At 70.5% G+C, this 21,304-nt stretch carries 15 protein-coding genes; 3 read left to right on the top strand and 12 right to left on the bottom strand.

The window, feature by feature from the left end; genetic code table 11:
* Window positions 1-67 precede the first annotated feature (67 nt).
* From AC3ETA_RS14330 to solA, 3 genes are all read right to left on the bottom strand, one after another.
* Window positions 68-1,240: an NAD(P)/FAD-dependent oxidoreductase gene (locus AC3ETA_RS14330; RefSeq protein ID WP_432193259.1), complete on the bottom strand. Its 1,173-nt coding sequence runs from the start codon at window positions 1,238-1,240 to the stop codon at window positions 68-70.
* A gap of 185 nt (window positions 1,241-1,425) precedes the next feature.
* Window positions 1,426-2,559 carry an aromatic ring-hydroxylating oxygenase subunit alpha gene (locus AC3ETA_RS14325; protein WP_432193258.1) on the bottom strand — a complete coding sequence of 378 codons (1,134 nt, stop codon included), beginning with the start codon at window positions 2,557-2,559 and terminating at the stop codon, window positions 1,426-1,428.
* A 36-nt stretch (window positions 2,560-2,595) separates the two neighbouring features.
* Entirely contained in the window at window positions 2,596-3,753 is a 1,158-nt protein-coding gene (gene solA, locus AC3ETA_RS14320) for an N-methyl-L-tryptophan oxidase (protein WP_432193257.1), read from the bottom strand.
* A gap of 301 nt (window positions 3,754-4,054) precedes the next feature.
* On the opposite strand from solA, the gene purU (AC3ETA_RS14315) reads away from it, so the two are divergent.
* On the top strand, window positions 4,055-4,927 hold the full coding sequence (purU, locus tag AC3ETA_RS14315) for a formyltetrahydrofolate deformylase (RefSeq protein WP_432193256.1): 873 nt from the start codon (window positions 4,055-4,057) through the stop codon (window positions 4,925-4,927).
* A gap of 115 nt (window positions 4,928-5,042) precedes the next feature.
* Entirely contained in the window at window positions 5,043-5,840 is a 798-nt protein-coding gene (locus tag AC3ETA_RS14310) for an IclR family transcriptional regulator (protein WP_432193255.1), read from the top strand.
* Window positions 5,841-5,915: 75 nt separating this feature from the next.
* On the opposite strand, the gene AC3ETA_RS14305 is transcribed toward AC3ETA_RS14310, so the two are convergent.
* From AC3ETA_RS14305 to AC3ETA_RS14265, 9 genes are all read right to left on the bottom strand, one after another.
* Window positions 5,916-6,518 carry a sarcosine oxidase subunit gamma gene (locus tag AC3ETA_RS14305; protein WP_432193254.1) on the bottom strand — a complete coding sequence of 201 codons (603 nt, stop codon included), beginning with the start codon at window positions 6,516-6,518 and terminating at the stop codon, window positions 5,916-5,918.
* On the bottom strand, window positions 6,511-9,747 hold the full coding sequence (locus tag AC3ETA_RS14300) for a sarcosine oxidase subunit alpha family protein (protein ID WP_432193253.1): 3,237 nt from the start codon (window positions 9,745-9,747) through the stop codon (window positions 6,511-6,513). The genes AC3ETA_RS14305 and AC3ETA_RS14300 overlap by 8 nt, the downstream gene beginning before the upstream one ends.
* Window positions 9,748-9,775: 28 nt before the next feature.
* Window positions 9,776-11,008 (bottom strand): sarcosine oxidase subunit beta family protein, encoded by a 1,233-nt coding sequence (locus tag AC3ETA_RS14295; protein WP_432193252.1) that lies wholly within the window; start codon window positions 11,006-11,008, stop codon window positions 9,776-9,778.
* A 31-nt stretch (window positions 11,009-11,039) separates the two neighbouring features.
* Window positions 11,040-11,900 (bottom strand): bifunctional methylenetetrahydrofolate dehydrogenase/methenyltetrahydrofolate cyclohydrolase, encoded by an 861-nt coding sequence (locus AC3ETA_RS14290; RefSeq protein ID WP_432193251.1) that lies wholly within the window; start codon window positions 11,898-11,900, stop codon window positions 11,040-11,042.
* A gap of 95 nt (window positions 11,901-11,995) precedes the next feature.
* On the bottom strand, window positions 11,996-14,434 hold the full coding sequence (locus AC3ETA_RS14285; RefSeq protein ID WP_432193250.1) for a GcvT family protein: 2,439 nt from the start codon (window positions 14,432-14,434) through the stop codon (window positions 11,996-11,998).
* A gap of 181 nt (window positions 14,435-14,615) precedes the next feature.
* Window positions 14,616-15,584 carry an ABC transporter substrate-binding protein gene (locus AC3ETA_RS14280; protein ID WP_432193249.1) on the bottom strand — a complete coding sequence of 323 codons (969 nt, stop codon included), beginning with the start codon at window positions 15,582-15,584 and terminating at the stop codon, window positions 14,616-14,618.
* Window positions 15,585-15,597: 13 nt separating this feature from the next.
* On the bottom strand, window positions 15,598-17,601 hold the full coding sequence (locus AC3ETA_RS14275; protein WP_432193248.1) for an ABC transporter permease: 2,004 nt from the start codon (window positions 17,599-17,601) through the stop codon (window positions 15,598-15,600).
* Entirely contained in the window at window positions 17,601-18,698 is a 1,098-nt protein-coding gene (locus AC3ETA_RS14270) for a quaternary amine ABC transporter ATP-binding protein (RefSeq protein ID WP_432193247.1), read from the bottom strand. Before AC3ETA_RS14270 ends, AC3ETA_RS14275 begins: the two co-directional genes overlap by 1 nt.
* An 8-nt stretch (window positions 18,699-18,706) precedes the next feature.
* Window positions 18,707-20,176, bottom strand: a complete 1,470-nt coding sequence (locus AC3ETA_RS14265) for an aldehyde dehydrogenase family protein (protein ID WP_432193246.1) — start codon at window positions 20,174-20,176, stop codon at window positions 18,707-18,709.
* A gap of 219 nt (window positions 20,177-20,395) precedes the next feature.
* Here AC3ETA_RS14265 and purU (AC3ETA_RS14260) point away from each other — a divergent pair, with 219 nt between their 5' ends.
* Window positions 20,396-21,268, top strand: coding sequence for a formyltetrahydrofolate deformylase (purU, locus tag AC3ETA_RS14260; RefSeq protein WP_432193245.1), 873 nt, complete (start codon window positions 20,396-20,398; stop codon window positions 21,266-21,268).
* The last annotated feature ends 36 nt before the right edge of the window (window positions 21,269-21,304 follow it).

The following is a 21,304-nucleotide window of genomic DNA, read 5'->3' as shown; positions in this document are numbered from 1 at the left end:
TTGGTTGAGAAGGGTCATCGGCGCTCTCCTTGGGTGTGGGCGACGCAGGGTCGGCGAACAGGCACGCCTACGCGACGGCTGCGGCCGCGGGGACGAGGGTGCGGCGGAGGCGGTTGAAGAACTTCGGCTGGTTGAGCGAGAGCACGGCGACAGGGGCGCCCTCACGCCGGTAGACGGCGGTGAACGTACGGCTGTCGACGTCTCCTTCGACGACCTCGGGCTCGGCGCCCGGGGCGGCGTACCCGGCGACCTGGATGCGCACCTGGTACTGGTCGGACCAGAAGTACGGCGCGGTCAGCGGTGCGGGTGCCGGCACTCCGGTCAGCAGGGTGCGGGCTGCGGTCCTCGCCTGTTCGGTGGCGTTGCTCCAGTGCTCGATGCGGGCGTGCCGTCCGGTGAACGGGTTGGGGCAGCGGGCCACGTCTCCGACGGCGACCACGCCCGGGACGTCGGTCGAGCAGCCGGTGTCGCACACCACGCCGTCGTCGACGCGGACACCGGAGCCCACGAGCCAGTCGGTGTTGGGCCGCACGCCGACGCCGACCACGACGACGTCGGCGGGCAGCACGTGTCCGTCCGCCAGGCGTACGCCCGTGACCCGGCCCGTGCCGACGAGTCCCGCCACGCCGGTACCGCACAGCAGGCGGACTCCGTGGTCGCCGTGGAGGGAGGAGCACACGAGCCCCATCTCCCGGCCCAGTTGGCGTTCCAGCGGTATGTCGAGGGCCTCGACGATCGTCACGTCGAGCCCGAGGAGACGGGCGGTGGAGGCCACTTCGGCGCCGATGAACCCGGCACCGATGACGACGACCCTGGGCGAGCCGTCGAGCAGTTCCGCGCGCAGGGCCTCGGCGTCGTCCAGGGTGCGCAGGGTGTGGACGCCGGTCAGCCCGTCCGTGCCGGGGAGTGTGCGGGGACTGGCGCCGGTCGCGACGACGACGCCGTCGGAGCGCAGTTGCCGTCCCCCGGCCAGGACGACGGACCGGGTCGCGGGGTCGAGTCGTACCGCGCGCTCCCCGAGCAGCCACTGCACGTCCAGGTCCGCGTACTCCTCGGCGTCGCCGAGTGCGAGCGCGCCGGCGTCGATGGCGCCCTTGAGGAAGTCCTTGGACAGCGGCGGGCGGTCGTAGGGGGTGTGGCGCTCCTCCCCCACGACGACGATGCCGCCGTCGTAGCCCTCGGTGCGCAGCGCGCGGACCGTGCTCAGGCCGGCCAGCGACGCTCCGACGACGGTGATCATGTTGAACCTCCGGATCGAACACTGTCTCAGATGGCACAACTGGACTCGTTATGCGCAACATGGTTTCGGCAGCGCCGAGGCGCTGTCAAGGGATGTGCCGCATCAGTGCGCAATAGCGCACAGGGTTGCGCTGTCCGCAACTGACCTGCAGGCGGATGACTGCAGGTCACGGCCTCGGGCGGGGGTCAGACGGCGGGCCGGGCATCGAGCCGGTCCTGCACCCAGGTGTGGAACTCGCCGATGTGGTGCTCGCTGGGCACGAGGACGCCGCCCTTGGCGTAGGCCCGGGAGCCCATCCCCGGCTGGGTGCGCTCGCAGGCGTCGAAGTCCTGCTGGTTGACCCGGTGGAACAGCTCCACCGACCGCTCCACGTCCTTGCCGCTCTCCACCACGTGCGGGAGGTAGAGCCAGTCGCACTCGACGACCGTACGGTCGTGGGCCATCGGGTACATCCGATGGAAGATGACGTGGTCCGGCACCAGGTTGATGAACACCTGCGGCCTGACCGTGATCGCGTAGTAACGGCGGTCCTGGTCGTCGGCGACGCCGGGGATGCGGTCCAGGCCCGCGGAGCCGTCGACGGTGAAGCCCTCGACCTCCTCGCCGAACTCCGCGCCGTGGCCGACGTAGTACTGCGCCGCGTAGCCGTCCGCGAACTCCGGCAGCACCTCGGTGAGTTCGGGGTGGATGGTGGCGCAGTGGTAGCACTCCATGAAGTTCTCGATGATGAGCTTCCAGTTGGCCTGCACGTCGTAGGTGATACGGCGGCCCACCTGGAGGTTGTCGAGGTCGTAGCGGTCGATCGACTCGACGTCGCCGAGCCGTTCGACGACCGCGCCCATGACGTCGTCCTCGAAGGAGGGCGGGGTGTCGGCCAGGCACACCCACACATATCCGAGCCACTCCCGCACGTGGACATCGACCAGTCCGTACGCGGTCCGGTCGATGTCCGGCATGGACGTCAGGTTGGGCGCGGCGACCAGCTTCCCGTCGAGGCCGTAGGTCCAGGCGTGGTACGGGCATTGGAAGGCCCGCTTGACCTCGCCGGACTCCTGCGTGCACAGCTTGGCGCCGCGGTGCCGGCAGATGTTCAGGAATGCCTTGACCGAGCCGTCCCGGGAGCGGCTGACCAGCACGCTCTCGCGGCCGACCTGGTAGGTGCGGAAGCTGCCCGGCTTGTCCAGCTCCCCGGCGCGGGCCACGCAGAACCACATGGCCTCGAAGATCCGCTCCTGTTCCAGGGCGAAGACCGCGGGGTCGGTGTAGTGCTCGCCCGGCAGCGTGGCGATCAGGCTCGGGGGCAGGCTGGTCGTGGTCAACGAAATCACCTCGGAGGGGTCGGCGGGCCGGACGGGTCAGACGCGCGCACGTCGGGGGTCGAACAGGGCGATGGGGTGCTCGGTGGTGCCCTCGGTGGCCAGGTCGGCGAGGATCTCGCCGACCACCGGCACGAACTTGAAGCCGTGGCCGGAGAACCCGCAGGCCACGGTCACCTGCGGATGCCCGGGATGCGGGGCCAGGACGAAGTGCTCGTCCGGGGTGTTGGCGTACATGCAGGCCGCGGCCTTGAGGAAACGTCCGGGCAGGGTGGGAATGCGGGGGCGCAGGTAGTCGGCCATGGCGGAGATCTCGTCCGGGTGGATCCGCCGGTCGAGGGTGTCGGGGTCGCTGGGGACGCCCCTGCGGAAGAAGGCGACCTTGGCACCGCCCTCGGGGCCGTCGAGGGCGGGGAAGCCGTAGATCTGGGTGCCGTCGGGGTCCTCCCAGATGTAGACGGGGTGCCGGTCCGGCCTGAACGGGCGGGTGCCGCCCACGGGTTGGAACCAGTACATGACCTGGCGTTCCACCGACACGCTCACCCCGAGGCCGGACAGGAGTGTCGGCGCCCATGCCCCGGGGGCGACGACGAGCCGGTCGGCGGTGTAGGCGCCGCGGTCGGTGACCACCCGGACCCTGCCGCCCGGCCCGTCGGTGTCCCAGCCGAGGACGGTCTCCGCGAAGTGCAGTTCGGCGCCGTGGGCCCTCGCCAGGTCCAGGTGGGCGGTGACGGTCGCCTCCGGCAGGGCGATGCCGGCCCTGCGCTCATAGCAGGCGACGTCCTCGGGCGCCGGGGCGAAGGCGGGGAAGCGGCGCCTGATGCCGGCCGCGTCCAGGACCTCGTGGTCCAGGCCCCATTCATGGGCGCTGCGCAGGGTGCCGGCGAACGCGGCACTGCCCTCACGGCCGATCATCAGGCCGCCGGTCTCGGTGAAGACCTCGCGTCCGGAGTCGGCGCCGAGCTTCTCCCACAGCTCGCGGGCGCGCAGCAGCAGGGGCACGTAGGCCGGGTCCTCGAAGTAGGCCTGGCGGTAGATACGGGAACCGCCGTGGCTGGAACCGAGGTTGTGGGCCGGGCCGAAGCGTTCCAGGCCGAGCACGCGCCGGCCGCGGGCGGCGAGGTGGTAGGCGGCCGCGCTGCCCATCCCGCCCAGGCCCACGACGATCACATCGTGGCAAGTGCGCGAAGAGGCCATGGGTCCATCTCCTGGGAGTCGTGCCGATGAGGGTGGGTGTCCAAGTGGTTCGGGACCACGAGCGGGTGTTGCGCAGACCGCAACTATCAGCGCTATAAGCAACTTCGGACCAAACTGTCTCCTCACGGACACCCGCTGTCAAGGGCCCCGCAGATGGACTTGCGCCACCACCCGAACCGGGCGCCCGAGCCCCCCGGTTCGCGGGGCGCACCCCCTTGACCGCCCAGCCACCCCCGGTGGAGCATGTTGCGCATCACCCACAACGTTGCGTCATATGCACCATCACACGACGGAGGATGGCATGTCTCCTCGACCGCAGCCCGGCCGCGAGTTCGTCCTCACACTCTCGTGTCCCGACCAGGCCGGCCTCGTCCACGCCGTGGCCGCCTATCTCGTGCACCACTCCGGCAACATCCTGGAGAGCCGCCAGTTCGACGACCGGCTCCAGGACCGCTTCTTCATGCGGGTGCACTTCGACGTCTCGGACCCCGGCATCTCGCTGCAGGACCTGCGCACCGGATTCGGCACTGTCGCCCAGGCGTACGGCATCGACTGGCGGCTCCACGACGCCTCTACGCCGACCCGCACCCTGATCATGGTCTCCAGGTTCGGCCACTGTCTGAACGACCTGCTCTTCCGCAGGTCCACGGGTGCGCTCAACATCGAGATCCCGGCGATCGTCTCCAACCACCGCGACTTCGAGCCGCTGGCGCGGAGCTACGGCATCCCCTTCCACCACGTCCCGGTCACCAAGGACACCAAGGCGGAGGCCGAGGCGCGGCTGCTGGAACTGGTGCGCGAACTGGACGTCGACCTGGTGGTACTGGCCCGCTACATGCAGATCCTCTCCGACGACCTGTGCAAGCAGCTGGAGGGCCGGGCCATCAACATCCACCACTCCTTCCTGCCGAGCTTCAAGGGCGCCCGCCCCTACGTCCAGGCGCATCGGCGTGGCGTCAAGCTCGTCGGGGCGACGGCGCACTACGTCACGCCCGACCTGGACGAGGGCCCGATCATCGAGCAGGACGTCGTCCGCGTGGACCACTCGCGCGACCCCGACGACCTGGTCACCATCGGCCGCGACGTCGAGGCGCAGGTACTCGCCCGCGCCGTCGGATGGCACTGCGAGAGCCGGGTGCTGGTCAACGGGAGCTGCACGGTCGTCTTCCGCTGAGGTCACGAGCCGTGCGAGCATGCGGGCAGCCCGGTCCACGCACCGCCGGCGGCGGCCTTGCTCTCGCGTTCCGAAGTCGCCCCGGGCTCCATGGACACAGCCGCATAGTTGCGCCATGAGCAACTACGCGGCAGAGAGCGCAACAGTGGGCTCCGCGGTGAGCGGCGTGCAGTCCGTCGACCGTGCCGTCAGCGTCCTGGAGATCCTCGCCCGGCGCGGCGAGGCGGGTGTCAGTGAGGTGGCCGCCGAGATCGACGTCCACAAGTCGACCGCGTTCCGGTTGCTCGGGGCGCTCGAGGCCCGTGGGCTGGTCGAGCAGTCGGCCGAACGGGGCAAGTACCGGCTGGGCTTCGGCATCGTGCGTCTGGCAGGAGCGGTGACCGGCCGTCTCGACGTCACCCAGCAGGGCCGTCAGGTGTGCGAGCGGCTCAGCGAGGAGATCGGCGAGACCGTCAACATCGCCGTCCTCCAGGAGCACTACGCGGTCAACCTGTATCAGGTACGCGGCCCGGGCGCGGTCGGCACCCACAACTGGGTCGGCCAGCTCACGCCGGTGCACGCCACTTCCAGCGGCAAGATCCTGCTGGCCCACCTGACGGCGGAGGAACGCGCGGACGTGCTCGCGGCCTCGGGCCTTCACGGGCTGACCCCGCACACGCTGACCGCGCGCACGAAGCTGGAGAAGAACCTCGCGGAGGCCCGGGAGCGCGGGTACGCGGTGACCCTTGAGGAGCTGGAGATCGGGCTGCACGCCGTGGCGGCGCCGATCCGGGCACCCGACGGCGAGGTCATCGCCGCCCTGAGCGCCTCGGGCCCCGCGTACCGGTTCACCGAGGAACGCATCCACACGTTCGCGCCCGCGCTGGTCAAGGGCGCGGAGGAGATCAGCCACCGGATGGGCCACCTGGGCTGAACCGCCCCGAGAGCGCCGCGCCCGCTGTGGGAGCCCCTCGGTTCGGGGCTCCCACAGGCGGCGGTGCGAGATCGCTCAGATGTATTCCGTCGCCGCGTCCAGCAGCCAGTCCGCCAGATAGCCGGCGAACGACGAGCGGACGAGGACCCAGAACCCGGCCCTGGGCTCGTCCCGGGCGACCAGGACGACCTGGGTGCGGCCCAGCGTCGTCTGGACGCAGCGCCCGGAACCGAAGGACCGCGGGTGCAGATCCAGGGGACAGCCGTGGGCCAGCAGGTCACGGGCGCGGGGGCCGGTCACCAGCAGGGTGGTGCGCTGTGCGGAGACATCGGTGACCGAGAGCGGCTCGTCCCCGGCCGCCTCCCGGATCCGGCTCTCCAGCTCCCGTACGCCGCCCGGCGGTCCGATCAGCAGCCATTCGTCCGGGCCGAGCCACAGCGCGGTCAACTCACCCGCGCGGACAACGGTGTTGGGCTGGAGCGGCAGCTGGAGGTCCAGTGCCAGTCCGACGGCCTCGAACGCCGCTCCCTTGGCGTCGAGACGGACGTCGACCTGGGAGAGGAAGGGGAGTTCGGCCAGCCGGATCGCGCCCCCGGAGGTGCGGGTCGCGGCGGCCAGGCGGTCCGTGACCTGCGACAGGGGGCTGCGGAGCGGGACGGTCAGGGCGTTGTCAGCCATCGCGGCGGGCTCCCTCGGGGTCGTAGAGGACGGGACTTGCGACGGTCACCGGGACCAGCCGGTCGCCCACGGGGGCGAAGAGCCGCTCGCCGATGCGGTCGCGGCCGCCCTTGACCAGGGCGAGCGCGAAGGTCCGGCCGAGCGCCGCGCTGCGGTAGCTGGACGTGACATGGCCGAGCATGGGGACCGGCGGTGTCAGCAGCACACCGTCGGCGATCAGGTGGGTGCCCTCCGGCAGGAAGGTGCCCGGGTCCTCCGGGAGGAGGCCGACCAGGTGCTTGCGGTCGGGGCGGGCGGTGTCGGCCCGGGCGTGGGACCGCTTGCCGATGAAGTCGGGCTTCTTCTTCGACACCACCCAGCTCATGCCGAGGTCCTGGGGCGTGACGGTGCCGTCGGTGTCCTGACCGATGATCGGGTAGCCCTTCTCGGCCCGCAGGACGTGCATCGTCTCGGTGCCGTACGGGGTGATGCCGTACGGGGCACCGGCCTCGTACACGGCCTCCCACAGGGCGAGGGCCTGCCACGGTGACACGTTGATCTCGTAGGCGAGTTCGCCGGAGAAGCTGATCCGGCAGACCCGGGCCGCGATCCCGGCGACGGTCGTCCCGCGCCAGGCCATGAAGGGGAAGTCGTCGCCCGCGACGGCCAGTTCGGGCGCCAGCGAGCCGAGCACTTCCCGGGACTTCGGACCGACCAGGGCGACCGTGGCCCACTGCTCGGTCACGGATGTGCAGTGGACCTTCAGCTCGGGCCACTCGGTCTGGTGCCACTCCTCCATCCAGTCCAGTACGGCGGCCGCGTTGCCCGTCGTCGTGGTGACCAGGAAGCGGTCCTGGTCGACGCGGATGACAGTGCCGTCGTCGAAGACCATGCCGTCGGGGCGGCACATCACGCCGTAGCGGATCATGCCGGCCTTCAGGGTGCTCATCATGTTGGTGTAGAGCCGGTCGAGGAAGACGGCCGCGTCCGGGCCCTGCACGTCGATCTTGCCGAGCGTGGAGGCGTCCATGAAGCCCACGCTCTCGCGGGTCGTCCGGCACTCGCGCAGTACGGCGGCCTCCATGTCCTCGCCGGCCAGCGGGTAGTACCAGGGACGCTTCCACTGGCCGACGTTCTCGAACAGGGCGCCGTGCGCGGCATGCCACGCGTGCAGGGCGGTGGTGCGGACCGGATCGCTGAGCGCGCCCCGGTCGCGGCCGGCAAGAGCCGCGAAGGAGACCGGGACGTACGGCGGGCGGAACGTGGTCGTGCCGAGTTCCGAGACGTCCACGCCGAGCAGTTCGGCGACGATGCCGCCGGCCAGGACGCCGGAGGTCTTGCCCTGGTCGTTGGCGGTGCCGGCCGTGGTGTAGCGCTTGGTGTGCTCGACCGAGCGCAGGCCGGCGCCGGTGGCGCGGGCCAGGTCGTCGACGGTGACGTCGCGTTGGAGGTCGACGAAGCGCGGGGCGCCCGCCGCGCCCGGCAGGGCGTACACGTGCATGGGAGGTGTACGCCGTGGCTGTGCTGCCGGTGCCGGGAGGCTCGGTGTGGCGGGCGGGTAGCCCTCGGCCTCGACGGCTCGGGCACCTGCCGCCGCGCCCTGTGCCAGGGCGGTGGCCAGGTCCGCCGCGCCGCTCGCGGCCCCCGCGACCTCGACCGCCTGCCGGGAGCTGTCGGGCACGAAGGAGCCCAGTGCCTCGTCGTGGCGGAGCCTGCCGCCGGACTGGCTGAACAGATGCACCACCGGGTTCCAGCCGCCGGAGACCAGCAGCAGATCGGCGGCGAACTCCCGCTGGCCCGCGGACTCCCCGTACGGGGCGACGGTGACGGCACTGAGGCGTGCCTCGCCCGCGGTGCCGGTGACGGCGTGAGCGGCCAGCACCTCGATGCCGGCGGCCCTCGCGCGCTCGGCCCACTCCCCCGGTTCGGGGCGGGTGTCGACGACGGCTGTGACGCAGAGGCCCGCCGCGGCCAGGTCCAGGGCCGCCGCGTAGGCGCTGTCGTTGGTGGTGAGGACGACCGCGTGCCGGCCGGGCAGGACGCCGTAGCGGTTAACGTACGTGCGGGCCGAGGCGGCCAGCATCACTCCGGGTCGGTCGTTGTCCGCGAAGGCGAGCGAGCGTTCGTGGGCGCCGGTGGCCAGGACGACACGGCGGGCCCGGATGCGCCAGACGCGTTCACGGGCGACCTGGTCGGGGGCGTCGGCGCCCAGGTGATTGGTGCGGCGTTCGACGGCGAGGAGGTGGTTGTCGTCGTAATGGCCGAAGACGGTGGTGCGGGACAGGACGCGGACCTCGGGGGCGGCGGCGAGCTGTCCGGTGACCTGGTCCACCCAGTCGAGGTGTTGGCCCGTGCCCAGCAGGCTGCCGCCGGGCTCCGGTTGGTCGTCGGCGAGGATGACACGGGCGCCGCTGCGGGCCGCCGCTGCCGCCGCCGCGAGGCCGGCCGGGCCCGCGCCCACGATCAGCAGGTCGCAGTGGGCGTGCACGGCGTCGTAGCGGGCCGGGTCCGGTTCGGTGGCGAGGCGGCCCTGGCCGGGGAGGCTGCTGGCGACCAGGCCGTCGTAGAGCTCGACGGTCGTCGCGGGGAGCATGGGCTCCGGGAAGGGTTCCTCGATCTGGACGACCGCGTTGGGCTCTTCGACGCCGGCGGAGAAGATGCCCCGGGGGCGGCCGAGCTTGATGCCGGTGCCTGCCTGGATGACGCCGTTGGCGAGGAGGGCGGAGGCGAGGGTGTCGCCTCGCAAGCCCCGGTATTGCGTGCCGTCGAAGGTGAAGGTGAGGGGGGTTTCGCGGTCGACTCGGCCGCGGGTGGGGTGCCGGAAGGGTGCGCCCGCGCCGCCCCCACCCGTCCCGTCCTGAAGGGGCTCCGCCCCTTCCGCCCCGCCAGGGGGCTCCGCCCCCTGGACCCCCGTCGGCCCTGGAAGGGCCTCGTCCTCAAATGCCGGGCGGGCTGAAAGGACCGGCCTCGGCCCGGGAGTCGGCGGGCGTTCCTCTCCCGTCCTGTACACCGTCAGGATCTCGTTCGTCGAGGTGTCCCGTACCGCGTTGAACCAGCGGCGGCAGCCCGATGCGTGGCTCCAGCGTTCGGCGAAGGGGCCCTTGGTGTTGTCGCGGAAGAAGAGGTACCGGGCCCACTCCTCGTCGGTGAGGGACGCGGGGTCGTGCGGGTACGGCACATGGGCCTGGCCGCCGTAGTGGAACTCGGCCTCGTCGCGGGGCCCGCACCACGGGCAGGGGATGAGCAGCATGGATCGGCTCCCAGAGCTTCCAGTGGTCCTAGTGGGCCACCGCGGCCGCGCCGTGCTCGTCGACGAGCGCGCCGGTGGTGAAACGGTCGAGCGAGAAGGGGGCGTTCAGGGCGTGCGGGGTGTCGTGGGCGATGGTGTGGGCGTAGACCCAGCCGACGCCCGGGGTGGCCTTGAAACCGCCGGTGCCCCAGCCGCAGTTGAGGTAGAGGTTGTCGACGGGGGTGAGGCCGATGATCGGTGAGGCGTCGGGGCTGACGTCGACGATGCCGCCCCAGGTGCGCAGGACGTGGGCGCGCGCGAAGACCGGGAAGAGCTCCAGAGCCGCCGACATCTGCTCCTCGATGATGTGGAAGGCACCGCGCTGGGTGTACGAGTTGTACGCGTCGATGCCGGCGCCCATCACCAGCTCCCCCTTGTGGGCCTGGCTCACGTACACGTGGACCGCGTTGGACATCACGACCGTGGGGTGGACGGGCTCCAGGAGCTCCGAGACCAGGGCCTGCAACGGGTGGCTCTGGAGCGGGAGTTCGATGCCGGCCATCGCGGCGAGGACGGAGGTGTGGCCCGCCGAGCACAGCGCCACCTTTCCGGCCGCGATGGGGCCCAGGTTCGTCCGCACTCCGACGACCCGGCCGCCGACCACGTCCAGACCCGTGACCTCGCAGTTCTGGATGATGTCGATGCCGGCCGCGTCGGCCGAGCGGGCCAGGCCCCAGGCGACGTAGTCGTGCTTGGCGATGCCCGCGCGGGGCTGGTAGGTGGCGCCCAGGACCGGATAGCGCACGTCCGGGGAGATGTTGACGATCGGGCAGACTTCCTTGACGCCGTCCGCGTCCAGCCACTCCGCGTCCACGCCGTTGAGGCGGTTCGCCTCGACGCGGCGGACGCTGTCGCGGACGTCCTGGAGGCTGTGCGCCAGGTTCAGCACGCCGCGCTGGGAGAAGAGGATCGGGTAGTCGAGCTCCTCCGCCAGTCCCTCCCACAGCTTCAGGGCGTGCTCGTAGATGCCGGCGCTCTCGTCCCACAGGTAGTTGGAGCGGATGATCGTGGTGTTGCGGGCCATGTTGCCGCCCGCGAGCCAGCCCTTCTCCAGCACGGCGACGTTGGTGATGCCGTGGTTCCTGGCGAGGTAGTGGGCGGTGGCCAGGCCGTGTCCGCCGCCGCCGACGACGATGACGTCGTACGACCGTCTGGGCTCGGGATTGCGCCACAGGAAGTCGGGGTGGTCGGGGAGTTCGGCGCCGGGGGTGCGGGGGCTCATCGGAGGGCTCCGTCCGCTGGAAGGGACAGGTTCATACGGTGTTCGCGTTCCTCTCGGCAGCCTCGACGACGTTGGCGAGCAGCATCGCCCGGGTCATGGGTCCGACACCGCCGGGCATCGGTGCGATCCACCCGGCGACCTGAGCGGCTCCCGGATGTATGTCGCCGACCAGGCCGCTGTCGGTGCGGGTGATGCCGACGTCCAGGACCGCCGCGCCCGGGCGGAGCATGTCGGCGGTGATCAGTCCGGGCGAGCCGGCGGCAGCGACGACGATGTCCGCCTCGCGTACGTGCCAGGCGAGGCCCCTGGTGCCGGTGTGGCACAGGGTGACCGTGGCGTTCTCGGAACGGCGGGTCAGCAGCAGCCCGAGGGGACGGCCTACGGTGATGCCCCGGCCGATCACGCACACCCGCGCTCCGGCGATCGGCACGTCGTACCGTCGCAGGAGTTCGACGATGCCGCGCGGGGTGCACGGCAGCGGCGCCTCCTCGCCCAGCACGAGGCGGCCGAGGTTGACGGGGTGCAGGCCGTCGGCGTCCTTGGCCGGGTCCATGCGTTGCAGTACGGCCCCCGCGTCCAGGTGGGCGGGGAGCGGCAGTTGGACGATGTAGCCGGTGCAGTCCGGGTCGGCGTTGAGCTCGTCGATCGTGTCCTCGACCTGCTGCTGCGAGGCGTCGGCGGGCAGGTCGCGGCGGATGGAGGCGATGCCGGCCTGCGCGCAGTCGCGGTGCTTGCCGCCGACGTAGGCATGGCTGCCGGGGTCGTCCCCGACGAGGACGGTGCCGAGTCCTGGCGGCCGTCCGCCGGTGGCGGTCAACTTGGCCACGCGCTCGGCGAGTTCGCCGCGGATGGCGGCGGCGGTGGCCTTGCCGTCAAGGAGTCGTGCGGTCACCGGGGGCACTCCTTCGTATGGGGAACTGCAGCTTCCTCAGGGGCGCGGGGAACTGCGCGACCGGCCACTACGCACCCGCAGCCGGTCGGCGCAACTCAGCCACGAAGGCGGGACATCGTCGGATCGAACAACGGCTCCTCGGCCACGAGGGCCTCGACCCGCCGGTCGAAGTAGCCGATCCGAACGCCGGTTCCGGGAACGGCGAGTTCCGTCGGCAGCCACGCGTAGGCGATCCCCTTGCCGATCGTGTAGCCGTACGCGGCGCTCGTGACGTACCCGACGGCCCGCTCGCCGTCGTACACCGGCTCCTTGCCCAGGACGACCGACCGCGGGTCGTCGATGGTGAGGCAGGTCAGCTTGCGCCGCACGTCGGACTTGCGGCGCTCCAGTGCCGCCTTGCCGATGAAGTCGTCCTTGTCGGGCTTGACGGCGAAGCCGACGCCGGCCTCGTAGGGGTCGTGCTCGTAGGTCATGTCGGTGCCGAAGGAGCGGTAGCCCTTCTCCAGGCGCAGGCTGTTGAAGGCGCCGCGGCCGGCGATGACGCCGCCGAGGGGCTCCGCGGCCCGCCACAGGGTGTCCCAGAGCTTCAGGCCCTGGTCGGCGGTGGTGTAGAGCTCCCAGCCGAGTTCGCCGACGTAGCTCAGCCGCATCGCCATCACCGGGACGCTGCCGATGTAGGCCTGCTTGGCGCGGAAGTACTTCAGGCCGTCGTTGCTGAAGTCCTCGTCCGTCAGGGGCTGGAGCACCTTGCGGGCGAGCGGGCCCCACAGGCCGATGCAGCAGGTGCCCGGCGTGATGTCGCGGACCTGGACCGTGCCGTCGGCGGGGAGGTGCCGGGTGAACCAGTCGAGGTCGAGGTTGCCGTTGGCGCCGACCTGGAAGAGGTCGCGGCCGAGGCGGGCGACGGTGATGTCGCTGCGGATGCCGCCGTCGTGGTCCAGGAGGAGCGTGTACGTCACCGAGCCGACCGACTTGGCGACCTTGCCGGTGCACAGGCGCTCCAGGAGGTCGGCGGAGCCGGGGCCGCTCACCTCCAGGCGCTTGAGGGCCGTCATGTCGTACAGGGCGACGGTCTCGCGGGTGGCCTGTGCCTCGGCGCCGACGATGGGCGACCAGAACTGCGCGGCCCAGTCGTCGGGGGCCGGGATGTTGCGGCCTTCGACCAGAGTCGCGTTGGCCTTGTACCAGTGCGGGCGCTCCCAGCCGTTCGCCTCCAGGAAGAAGGCGCCGTGCTCCTGCTGGCGGGGGTGGAAGGGGCTGGTGCGGATCGGGCGGGGGGCGCCGGAGGGCTGGAGGGGGTGGAGGATGTCGTAGACCTCGACGAAGTTCTGGCAGTCGCGGGCCAGGACGTACTCCGGGGAGAGCTGGTGCGGCTCGAAGCGGTTGACGTCGCACTCGTGCAGGTCGAAGGACGAGCAGTGGCCGTCGACCAGCCATTCGGCCATGGCCCGGCCCACGCCCGCGGAGTGGGTGACCCAGACGGCCTCGGCGACCCAGAAGCCCTTGACGTCCGGGGACTCCCCGAGGAGGGGGAAGTTGTCGGTGGTGAAGGAGAACAGGCCGTTGATGCCCTCCTCGACCTTCGCCTCGCGTGTCGCGGGGAGGAGCGACTGGGTCTCCGCCCAGGCCGGTTCGAAGTCCTCCTCGGTGAACTTCAGGACGGACGGCATCGCGTCGGCCTCGTCCACGGAGAGGATCTCGTCGGCGGTGATGGGCATCGGGCGGTGACCGTAGTAGCCGATGCCGATGCCGTCGAAGCGGTCGCGGTAGTAGAGGTCGGCGTCCTGGTGGCGCAGGATCGGGCGGACCGCCTCCTGCGTCTGGCCGGCGAGTGCCGGGACGGGGCCGGTCCAGGCGAGCTGGTGGGCGAGCGGCGTGAGCGGGAGGTTCATGCCGGCCATGCGGGCGATCTTCGGGCCCCAGATGCCGGCGCAGCACACGACGATGTCGGCGGGGATCTCGCCCTGGTCGGTGCGGACGCCGGTCACCTCGCCGTCGGCCTTCAGCACGTCGAGGACCTCGTGGCGGGCGAGGAAGCGCACGCCGCGCTCGGTGGCCCGGCGGATCTGGGCCTCGACGGCGAGGACCGCCTTGGCGAGGCCGTCCGTCGGGACGAGGAGGCCGCCGAGGACCTTGTCGCGGTCGACCAGGGGGTGTTGCTCGACGCATTCGTCGGCGGTCAGCAGCCGGGACTCGATGCCCCAGGCCGTGATCCAGCCGTGGCGGCGGTGCAGTTCCGTGAGGCGCTCGGGGCTGGTGGCCACTTCGAGGCCGCCGACCTGGAGGAAACAGGGCTTGCCGTCGACGTCGAGGGAGCAGAACTTCTCGACGGTGTAGCGGGCCAGTTCGGTCATCGTCTTGGAGGAGTTCGTCTGGAAGACCAGGCCCGGGGCGTGCGAGCTGGAGCCGCCGGTGGCGGGGAGCGGACCCTGGTCCACCACGGTCACTTGGGTCCAGCCTCGCGCGGAGATCTCGTCCGCGAGCGCCGCACCGACGACTCCCGCTCCGATGATGACCACTCGGGGTCCCGCCATCGCCGCACCTCCGGTTGAGTTGCTTTCTGCGCAACATGACTCAGGTTGCGCAACTCAATGTGCCTGCCGTCCAGGTGGGTGTCAAGGGGTGCGCCGACGTCCGGGAAGGGCCCGGAAAACAGCAGTGCCCGGTGGGTGGTGCGCGTCCGCGCGCACCACCCACCGGGCATCCGTGAAGGGCCTACTTGATCCAGGCCTCCACCTTGTCGCGGTTGGCCTCGACCCACTTCTCGGCCGCCGCCTCGGGGGCCATCTTGTCGACGGCTATGTACTTCGCCACGACGTTCTGGTCGTCGTTCGTCCAGGTGAAGTTCTTCACCAGGTCATAGGCCGGGCTGCCGGACTTGGCGAACTTCGCGCTGACGATCTTGTCCAGTTCGTACACCGGATAGTCGCAGTCGACCTTCTCCGCGTCGGCGTCACAACCGTCCTTGTAGTCGGGCAGCTTGACCTTGACCAGCGGTACCTCGGACATGAACCACTGCGGCTCGTAGAAGTAGCCGATCACCCATTCCTTGTTCTTCTCCGCCTTGCGGAAGGCCTGGATGAGCGCGGTCTCACTGCCCGCGTACACCACCTTGAAGTCCAGCTTCAGGTTCTTCACCAGGGCCTCGTCGTTGGTGACGAACGACGGGTCGCCGTCGAGGAGCTGGCCCTTGCCGCCCGACTCGGAGGTCTTGAACTCGGCCGCGTACTTGTTGAGGTTGTTCCAGTCGGTGATGTCGGGGTGCGCCTTGGCCAGCCACGGCGGCACGTACCAGCCGATGAGCCCCTCGTTGCCGGTCGGGCCGGCGTCCAGGGCCGTCTTCTGGTCGGTGATGTACTTCTTCTTGAGGTCGTCGTGGCCCCAGTTCTCGATGACGGCGTCGACCTCGCCCGTCCCGAAGCCCTGCCAGGCGATCTCCTCCTTGAGGTCCTTCTGGTTGACCTTGCAGCCGAGGTCGTGTTCCGCGACGTACGCAACGACCGCCGCGTTGGCCTCGTAGCCGACCCACGGGTTGACCGCGAGGTTGAAGGTGCCGCACTTGCCGGAGTCGCCCGAGCCGCCGGACCCCGCGGAGTCGTCGCCGACCTTCGCACCGCCGCAGGCGGTGAGGGTGAGGCCGAGGACGGCCAGTCCGGCCGCGCCGGCTCGCCATTGTCTTGCCATGGTGTGGTGCTCCTTATGCGCTGGTGCGGCGAGCCGCTGCCTGAGTGATCCGGTCGAACATGACGCCGAGAAGGACGATGGCGAGCCCCGCGGCGAGCCCCTTCCCGTACAACTGGCCCTGCGAGAAGCCGGCCACGACGTCGTAGCCGAGGGCGCCCGCGCCCACCAGGCCGCCGACCACGACCATCGAGAGGACGTAGATCAGGCCCTGGTTGGTCGCGAGCGTGAGGGCGCTGCGCGCCATCGGCAGCTGGACCTTGGTGATGATCTGCCAGGTGTTGCACCCGGCCGAGGTGGCCGCCTCCACGGTGGTGGCGGGCACGTTCCGGACCCCGTCGGCGATGATCTTCATGGCGACGGGGGCCGCGTAGACGACGGCGGCGACGATCGCCGTGAAGCGGGTCGCGCCGAACAGTGCGAGGAACGGCACGAGATAGACGAACGGCGGCATGACCTGGGCCGCGTCCAGGCTGGGCCGCAGCAGCCGGTCGACGAGGGCGCTGCGTCCCATCCACACGCCGAAAGCGATGCCGAGCAGCATCACGAGCACCGTGGCGACGACGGTCGACGCCAGCGTGGTCATACCGTCGGACCACACGCCGGTGCCGACGAGCAGGCCCACGCAGACGGCCGTGGTGATGCCGGCCCGCCGGCCCCCGAGAACTACCGCGAGCGCGGTCAGGACAGCGCCGACGAGCCACCACGGGGAGTCGGTGAGCAGCGTCTGGAACGGGTTGAGCAGACCGTTGGTGATGGCGTCGCGGAAGGCGTTGGTGAGCCCGGACAGGTTGTCCTGCGCCCAGGTGGTCACGCTGTCCGCGCTCCTGGAGATGGCGCTGCCGACGTCTCCCTCGCCGGGGAACTCCGCCGCCCACACATAGGTGTGCGAGAGGTGGACGAGGACCGCGGCGGCCGCCGCGCCGGCGCCGAGCAGGGGGCGGCGCCAGGCCAGGAAACGGTTCTTCGACCGCCGGGCCGCCTCCTCGCGGCCGCTCGCCGCGGTGGTGACGCGGTCGAGCACGATGGCCATGACGACGATCGCGAGACCGGCGTTGAAGGCGGTGCCCACGTCGAGCGACTGGAGCGCCTGGACGACGGTCTTGCCGAGGCCGGGCGCGTCGATCAGGGCGGCGATGGTCACCATGGCCAGGGCGGCCATGATGGTCTGGTTGACGCCCATGACCACGGTCCGCTTGGACATCGGCAGCAGCACCTTCGTCAGGGCCTGCCGGCGGGTGGCGCCCAGCGAGTCGGCCGCCTCGACCGTGGTCGTCGGCACGGAGCGGATGGCGTGCGCGGTGATCCGGATCGCGGGCGGCGCCGCGTAGATGAGCGTGGCGATGGTGGCGGAGGCCGGGCCGATGAGGAAGAACAGGGTCAGCGGGGCCAGGTAGACGAAGGTCGGCATCGTCTGCATGAAGTCCAGGAAGGGCGTCATGATCCGGTTGAACCGGTCGGACAGCCCCGCCCAGACGCCCAGCGGGATCGCGAACAGCAGCGCCACGAAGACGGCGGAGACGGTCAGTGCGAGCGTGTCCATGCTCTCCTGCCACAGGCCCTGGAGCCCGAGGAAGGTGAAACCGGCCACCGCCAGCAGCGCGACCCGCCAGTTGCCCACGGCCCAGGAGACGTAGCCGACGATGCCGACCACACCGAGCCAGCCGATCTGCGGGACGGGACGGCCCGCGCCCGGCTGCGAGATCAGCTCCTGCACGAAGGTCACCAGGGAGTCGATGACGAGGCGGATCTCGTTGAAGAAGTAGAGGAAGAGCGGGTTGGAGTTGCGGTTCGCGCCGATCGAGTCGTTGACGTCGTTGAACCACCGGTGCAGATCGGTGAGGTCGGCCGCCGCGAGGGTCAGGGTGTGCTTTCCGCGCAGGACGGCGAAGAGCACCAGCCAGGCCACGAGGATCGCGCCGACCACCAGGGACCGGCTGATCCTGCGCTCGGTCACGGCGGGAGCGGGCGGCTCCTCGACGGGCGCCGTCTTCTCCGGTTTCTCCATCGCGACGGTCATCACGCGCCGCCTTCCGTCCCGGCGACCACCGCGAGGATCTCCTCGTCGCCGACGATGCCGAGCAGCTTGCCGTCCTCGACGACCTTGACCGGCTTGTCGGCCGCCAGCACGGCCCGGGTGGCTTCCCGTACGACGATGTCCGGGCCCAGTTCGGGGCCGTCGAGGGCGTCGTCGTCGGCCGGCGGGCGCATGATCCAGCGCAGGGTCAGCACGTCGCCGCGCGGGACGTCCTTGACGAACTCGCGGACGTAGTCGTCCGCGGGGGCCCCGACGAGTTCGTCGCCGGTGCCGCACTGGACCATCTTGCCGTCGCGCATGATGAGGATGCGATCGCCCAGTTTGAGGGCCTCGGAGAGGTCGTGGGTGATGAACACCATGGTCTTGCCGACCTCGTGGTGCAGTCGGATGACCTCGTTCTGCATGTCTCGGCGGATCAGCGGGTCGAGCGCCGAGAACGGTTCGTCGAAGAAGAGCACGTCGGGGTCGCCGGCCAGCGCCCGGGCGAGGCCCACGCGTTGCTGCATGCCGCCGGAGAGCTGGTCGGGGTAGGAGTTCTCGTAGCCCGCGAGGCCTACCAGTTCGACGACCTCCTGGGCGCGCCTGGTGCGCTCGGCCCTGCTCATGCCCCGGATCTCCAGACCGAACGCCACGTTCTCGACGACGCGGCGGTGGGGCAGCAGACCGAAGTGCTGGAAGACCATGGAGAACTTGCTGCGCCGCAGATCGCGCAGGCGTGCGGCGTCGGCCTGGCGGATGTCCTCGCCCTCGAAGACGATCTCGCCCGCGGTGGGTTCGATCAGCCGGGTGAGACATCGCACCAGGGTGGACTTGCCGGAGCCGGACAGGCCCATGACGACGAAGACCTCGCCGGGCGAGACGTCGAAGTGGACGTCCCGTACGGCGGCGGTGCATCCGGTGCGGTCCATGAGCTCGCGGCGGGTGAGGCCGCACAACTCCTCGGAGTCCGGCACCTGGTCGGCCTTCGGTCCGAACACCTTCCACAGCCTGCGCACGGAGATGACCGGGGTGGAGCCCGAGTCCTGGGGCGTGCCGCGCCGCTGCGGCACCTCGGTCTGAGTGGTCACGTTCGACCTCATTTCGGCGTTCAGCCGCGGAACCAGTGCTGCGGCCGGGGTTGGATGTTCTGCCAGATGTGTTTGGGCTCTCGGTACTCGTTCAGGCCGGTCGGGCCCAGCTCCCGGCCCACGCCCGAGTGCCCGAAGCCACCCCATTCCGCCTGCGGCACGTAGGGGTGGTAGTCGTTGATCCACACCGTGCCGTGGCGCAGCCGCCGGGCGACCCGCTGGGCCCTGCCCGCGTCCTGGGTCCACACGGCTCCGGCGAGTCCGTACTCGGTGTCGTTGGCGATGCGTACGGCGTCGTCCTCGTCGGTGAAGCGCTCCACGGTGAGCACGGGCCCGAAGGACTCCTCGTGGACGACGCGCATGTCCTGCCGGCACTCGTCGAGCACGGTGGGGAGGTAGTAGTGGCCGTCTCCCAGCGCGGGGGCGTCGGGCCGCGTCCCGCCGCAGCGCAGCACGGCGCCCTCGGCGAGCCCGGAGGCGACGTATGCCTCGACCTTCGCCAGATGCTGTGCGGAGATCAGTGCTCCGGTCTCGGCGTCCGGGTCGAAGGGGCCGCCGAGGCGGATCTGCCGGGCCCGGCGGACCACCTCGTCGACGAAGCGGTCGTGCAGGGAGTCCTCGACGATCAACCGGGCGCCGGCCGAGCAGACCTGGCCCGAGTGCAGGAAGACCGCGGTGAGGGCGAAGTCGACGGCCGTTTCGAAGTCGGCGTCGGCGAAGACGACGTTGGGGTTCTTGCCGCCGAGTTCGAGGGCGACCTTCTTCACGGTCGAGGCGGCGGTGGCCATGATGCGCCTGCCGGTGTCGAGGCCGCCGGTGAAGGAGACCATGTCGACGCGCGGGTCCTCGGACAGGGGTGCGCCCGCCTCGGGTCCCGCGCCCAGGACGAGATTGGCGACACCGGCCGGGATCCCTACCTCCTCCAGCGCCCTCATCAGCAGCACGGAGGTGGAGGGGGTGAGCTCGCTGGGCTTGAGGACGATGGTGTTGCCGGCCAGGAGCGCCGGGGCGACCTTCCAACTCGCCTGGAGCAATGGGTAGTTCCAAGGTGTGATCAGTCCGCACACGCCAACCGGTTCGTACACGACGCGACTTACGGCGTCGTCCCGGCCGGTGTCGATCACCCGCCCGGCGTCGGTGCCGCCGAGGCCGCCGTAGTGGCGCAGGCAGGAGACGACGTCGGCGATGTCGTACTCGCTCTCCACCAGCCGCTTGCCGGTGTCCAGGGACTCGGCGCGGGCGAAGTCCTTCGCGTCGCGTTCGAGGATGTCGGCGGTGCGCAGCAGCAGCGCGCCGCGCTCCCGTTCGGGGGTGTTCGGCCAGTGCCCCGCGTCGAAGGCACGGCGGGCGGCGGCGATCGCGGCCTCGGTGTCGGGGCGGGTCGCCTCGGAGACGGTCGCCGAGAGCGTGCCGTCAGCGGGACACCGGATCTCCCGGCTGCCGCCGGCCACCGGATCCCGCCATTCGCCATCCACATACAGGTCTGCCACGCGCCGAGCCTTTCAACCGAAATTCGTTGCGCATCATGCACCCGATTGCTTGTGGTGGAACACCCTGGCGAATGTCCAGACAGTCGTCAAGGGGTTGGCCGGTGACGATTCGACCATGCGGCCACTTACCCGCCCCACCCTTGACCGGGAGGGGCGACGAGCCGACCATGTTGCGTATCGCTCACTATGTTGTGCAATACGCACCGACGGAGGCCGCGCATGTCCCCTCGACCACAACCCGGCCGTGAGTACGTCCTTACTCTCTCCTGCCCCGACAGCGCCGGACTGGTCCACGCAGTGAGCGGCTTCCTCGTCAGGAACTCCGGCAACATCCTGGAGAGCCAGCAGTTCGACGACCGGCTTCAGGACCGTTTCTTCATGAGGGTTCACTTCGATGTTTCGGATCCGAACGTCGATCTGGAAAACCTGCGTTACCGGTTCGGGCCCGTCGCCCGGGCCCACGGCATCACCTGGACCATGGCCGACGCCGCCACCCCGACCCGGACCCTGATCATGGTCTCCAGGTTCGGGCACTGCCTGAACGACCTGCTCTTCCGCCGGCGCACCGGTGCGCTCAACATCGAGATCCCGGCGATCGTCTCCAACCACCGGGACTTCGAGGGACTCGCCGAGTCGTACGGCATCCCCTTCCACCACGTCCCGGTCACCAGGGACACCAAGCCCGAGGCCGAGGCACGGCTGCTGGAGCTGGTGCGCGAACTGGACGTCGGCCTGGTGGTACTGGCCCGCTACATGCAGATCCTCTCCGACGACCTGTGCAAGCAGCTGGAGGGCCGCGCGATCAACATCCACCACTCCTTCCTGCCGAGCTTCAAGGGCGCCCGCCCCTACGAGCAGGCGTACACCCGCGGTGTGAAGCTGGTCGGCGCGACGGCGCACTATGTGACGCCGGACCTGGACGAGGGGCAGATCATCGAGCAGGACGTGGTCCGGGTGGACCACTCGCTCGACCCCGGCGAGCTGGTCACCGTCGGGCGGGACGTGGAGGCGCAGGTGCTCGCGCATGCGGTGCAGTGGCACAGCGAGAGCCGCGTGATGGTGGACGGCAACCGCACGGTGGTCTTCCGCTGAACAGCGGCGGCGAAGGGGCAGGACCGGGGTCTGCGG

It is taken from the genome of Streptomyces sp. bgisy027 (genome assembly GCF_057710365.1).
This window is presented reverse-complemented; position numbering and strand designations above follow the sequence as displayed.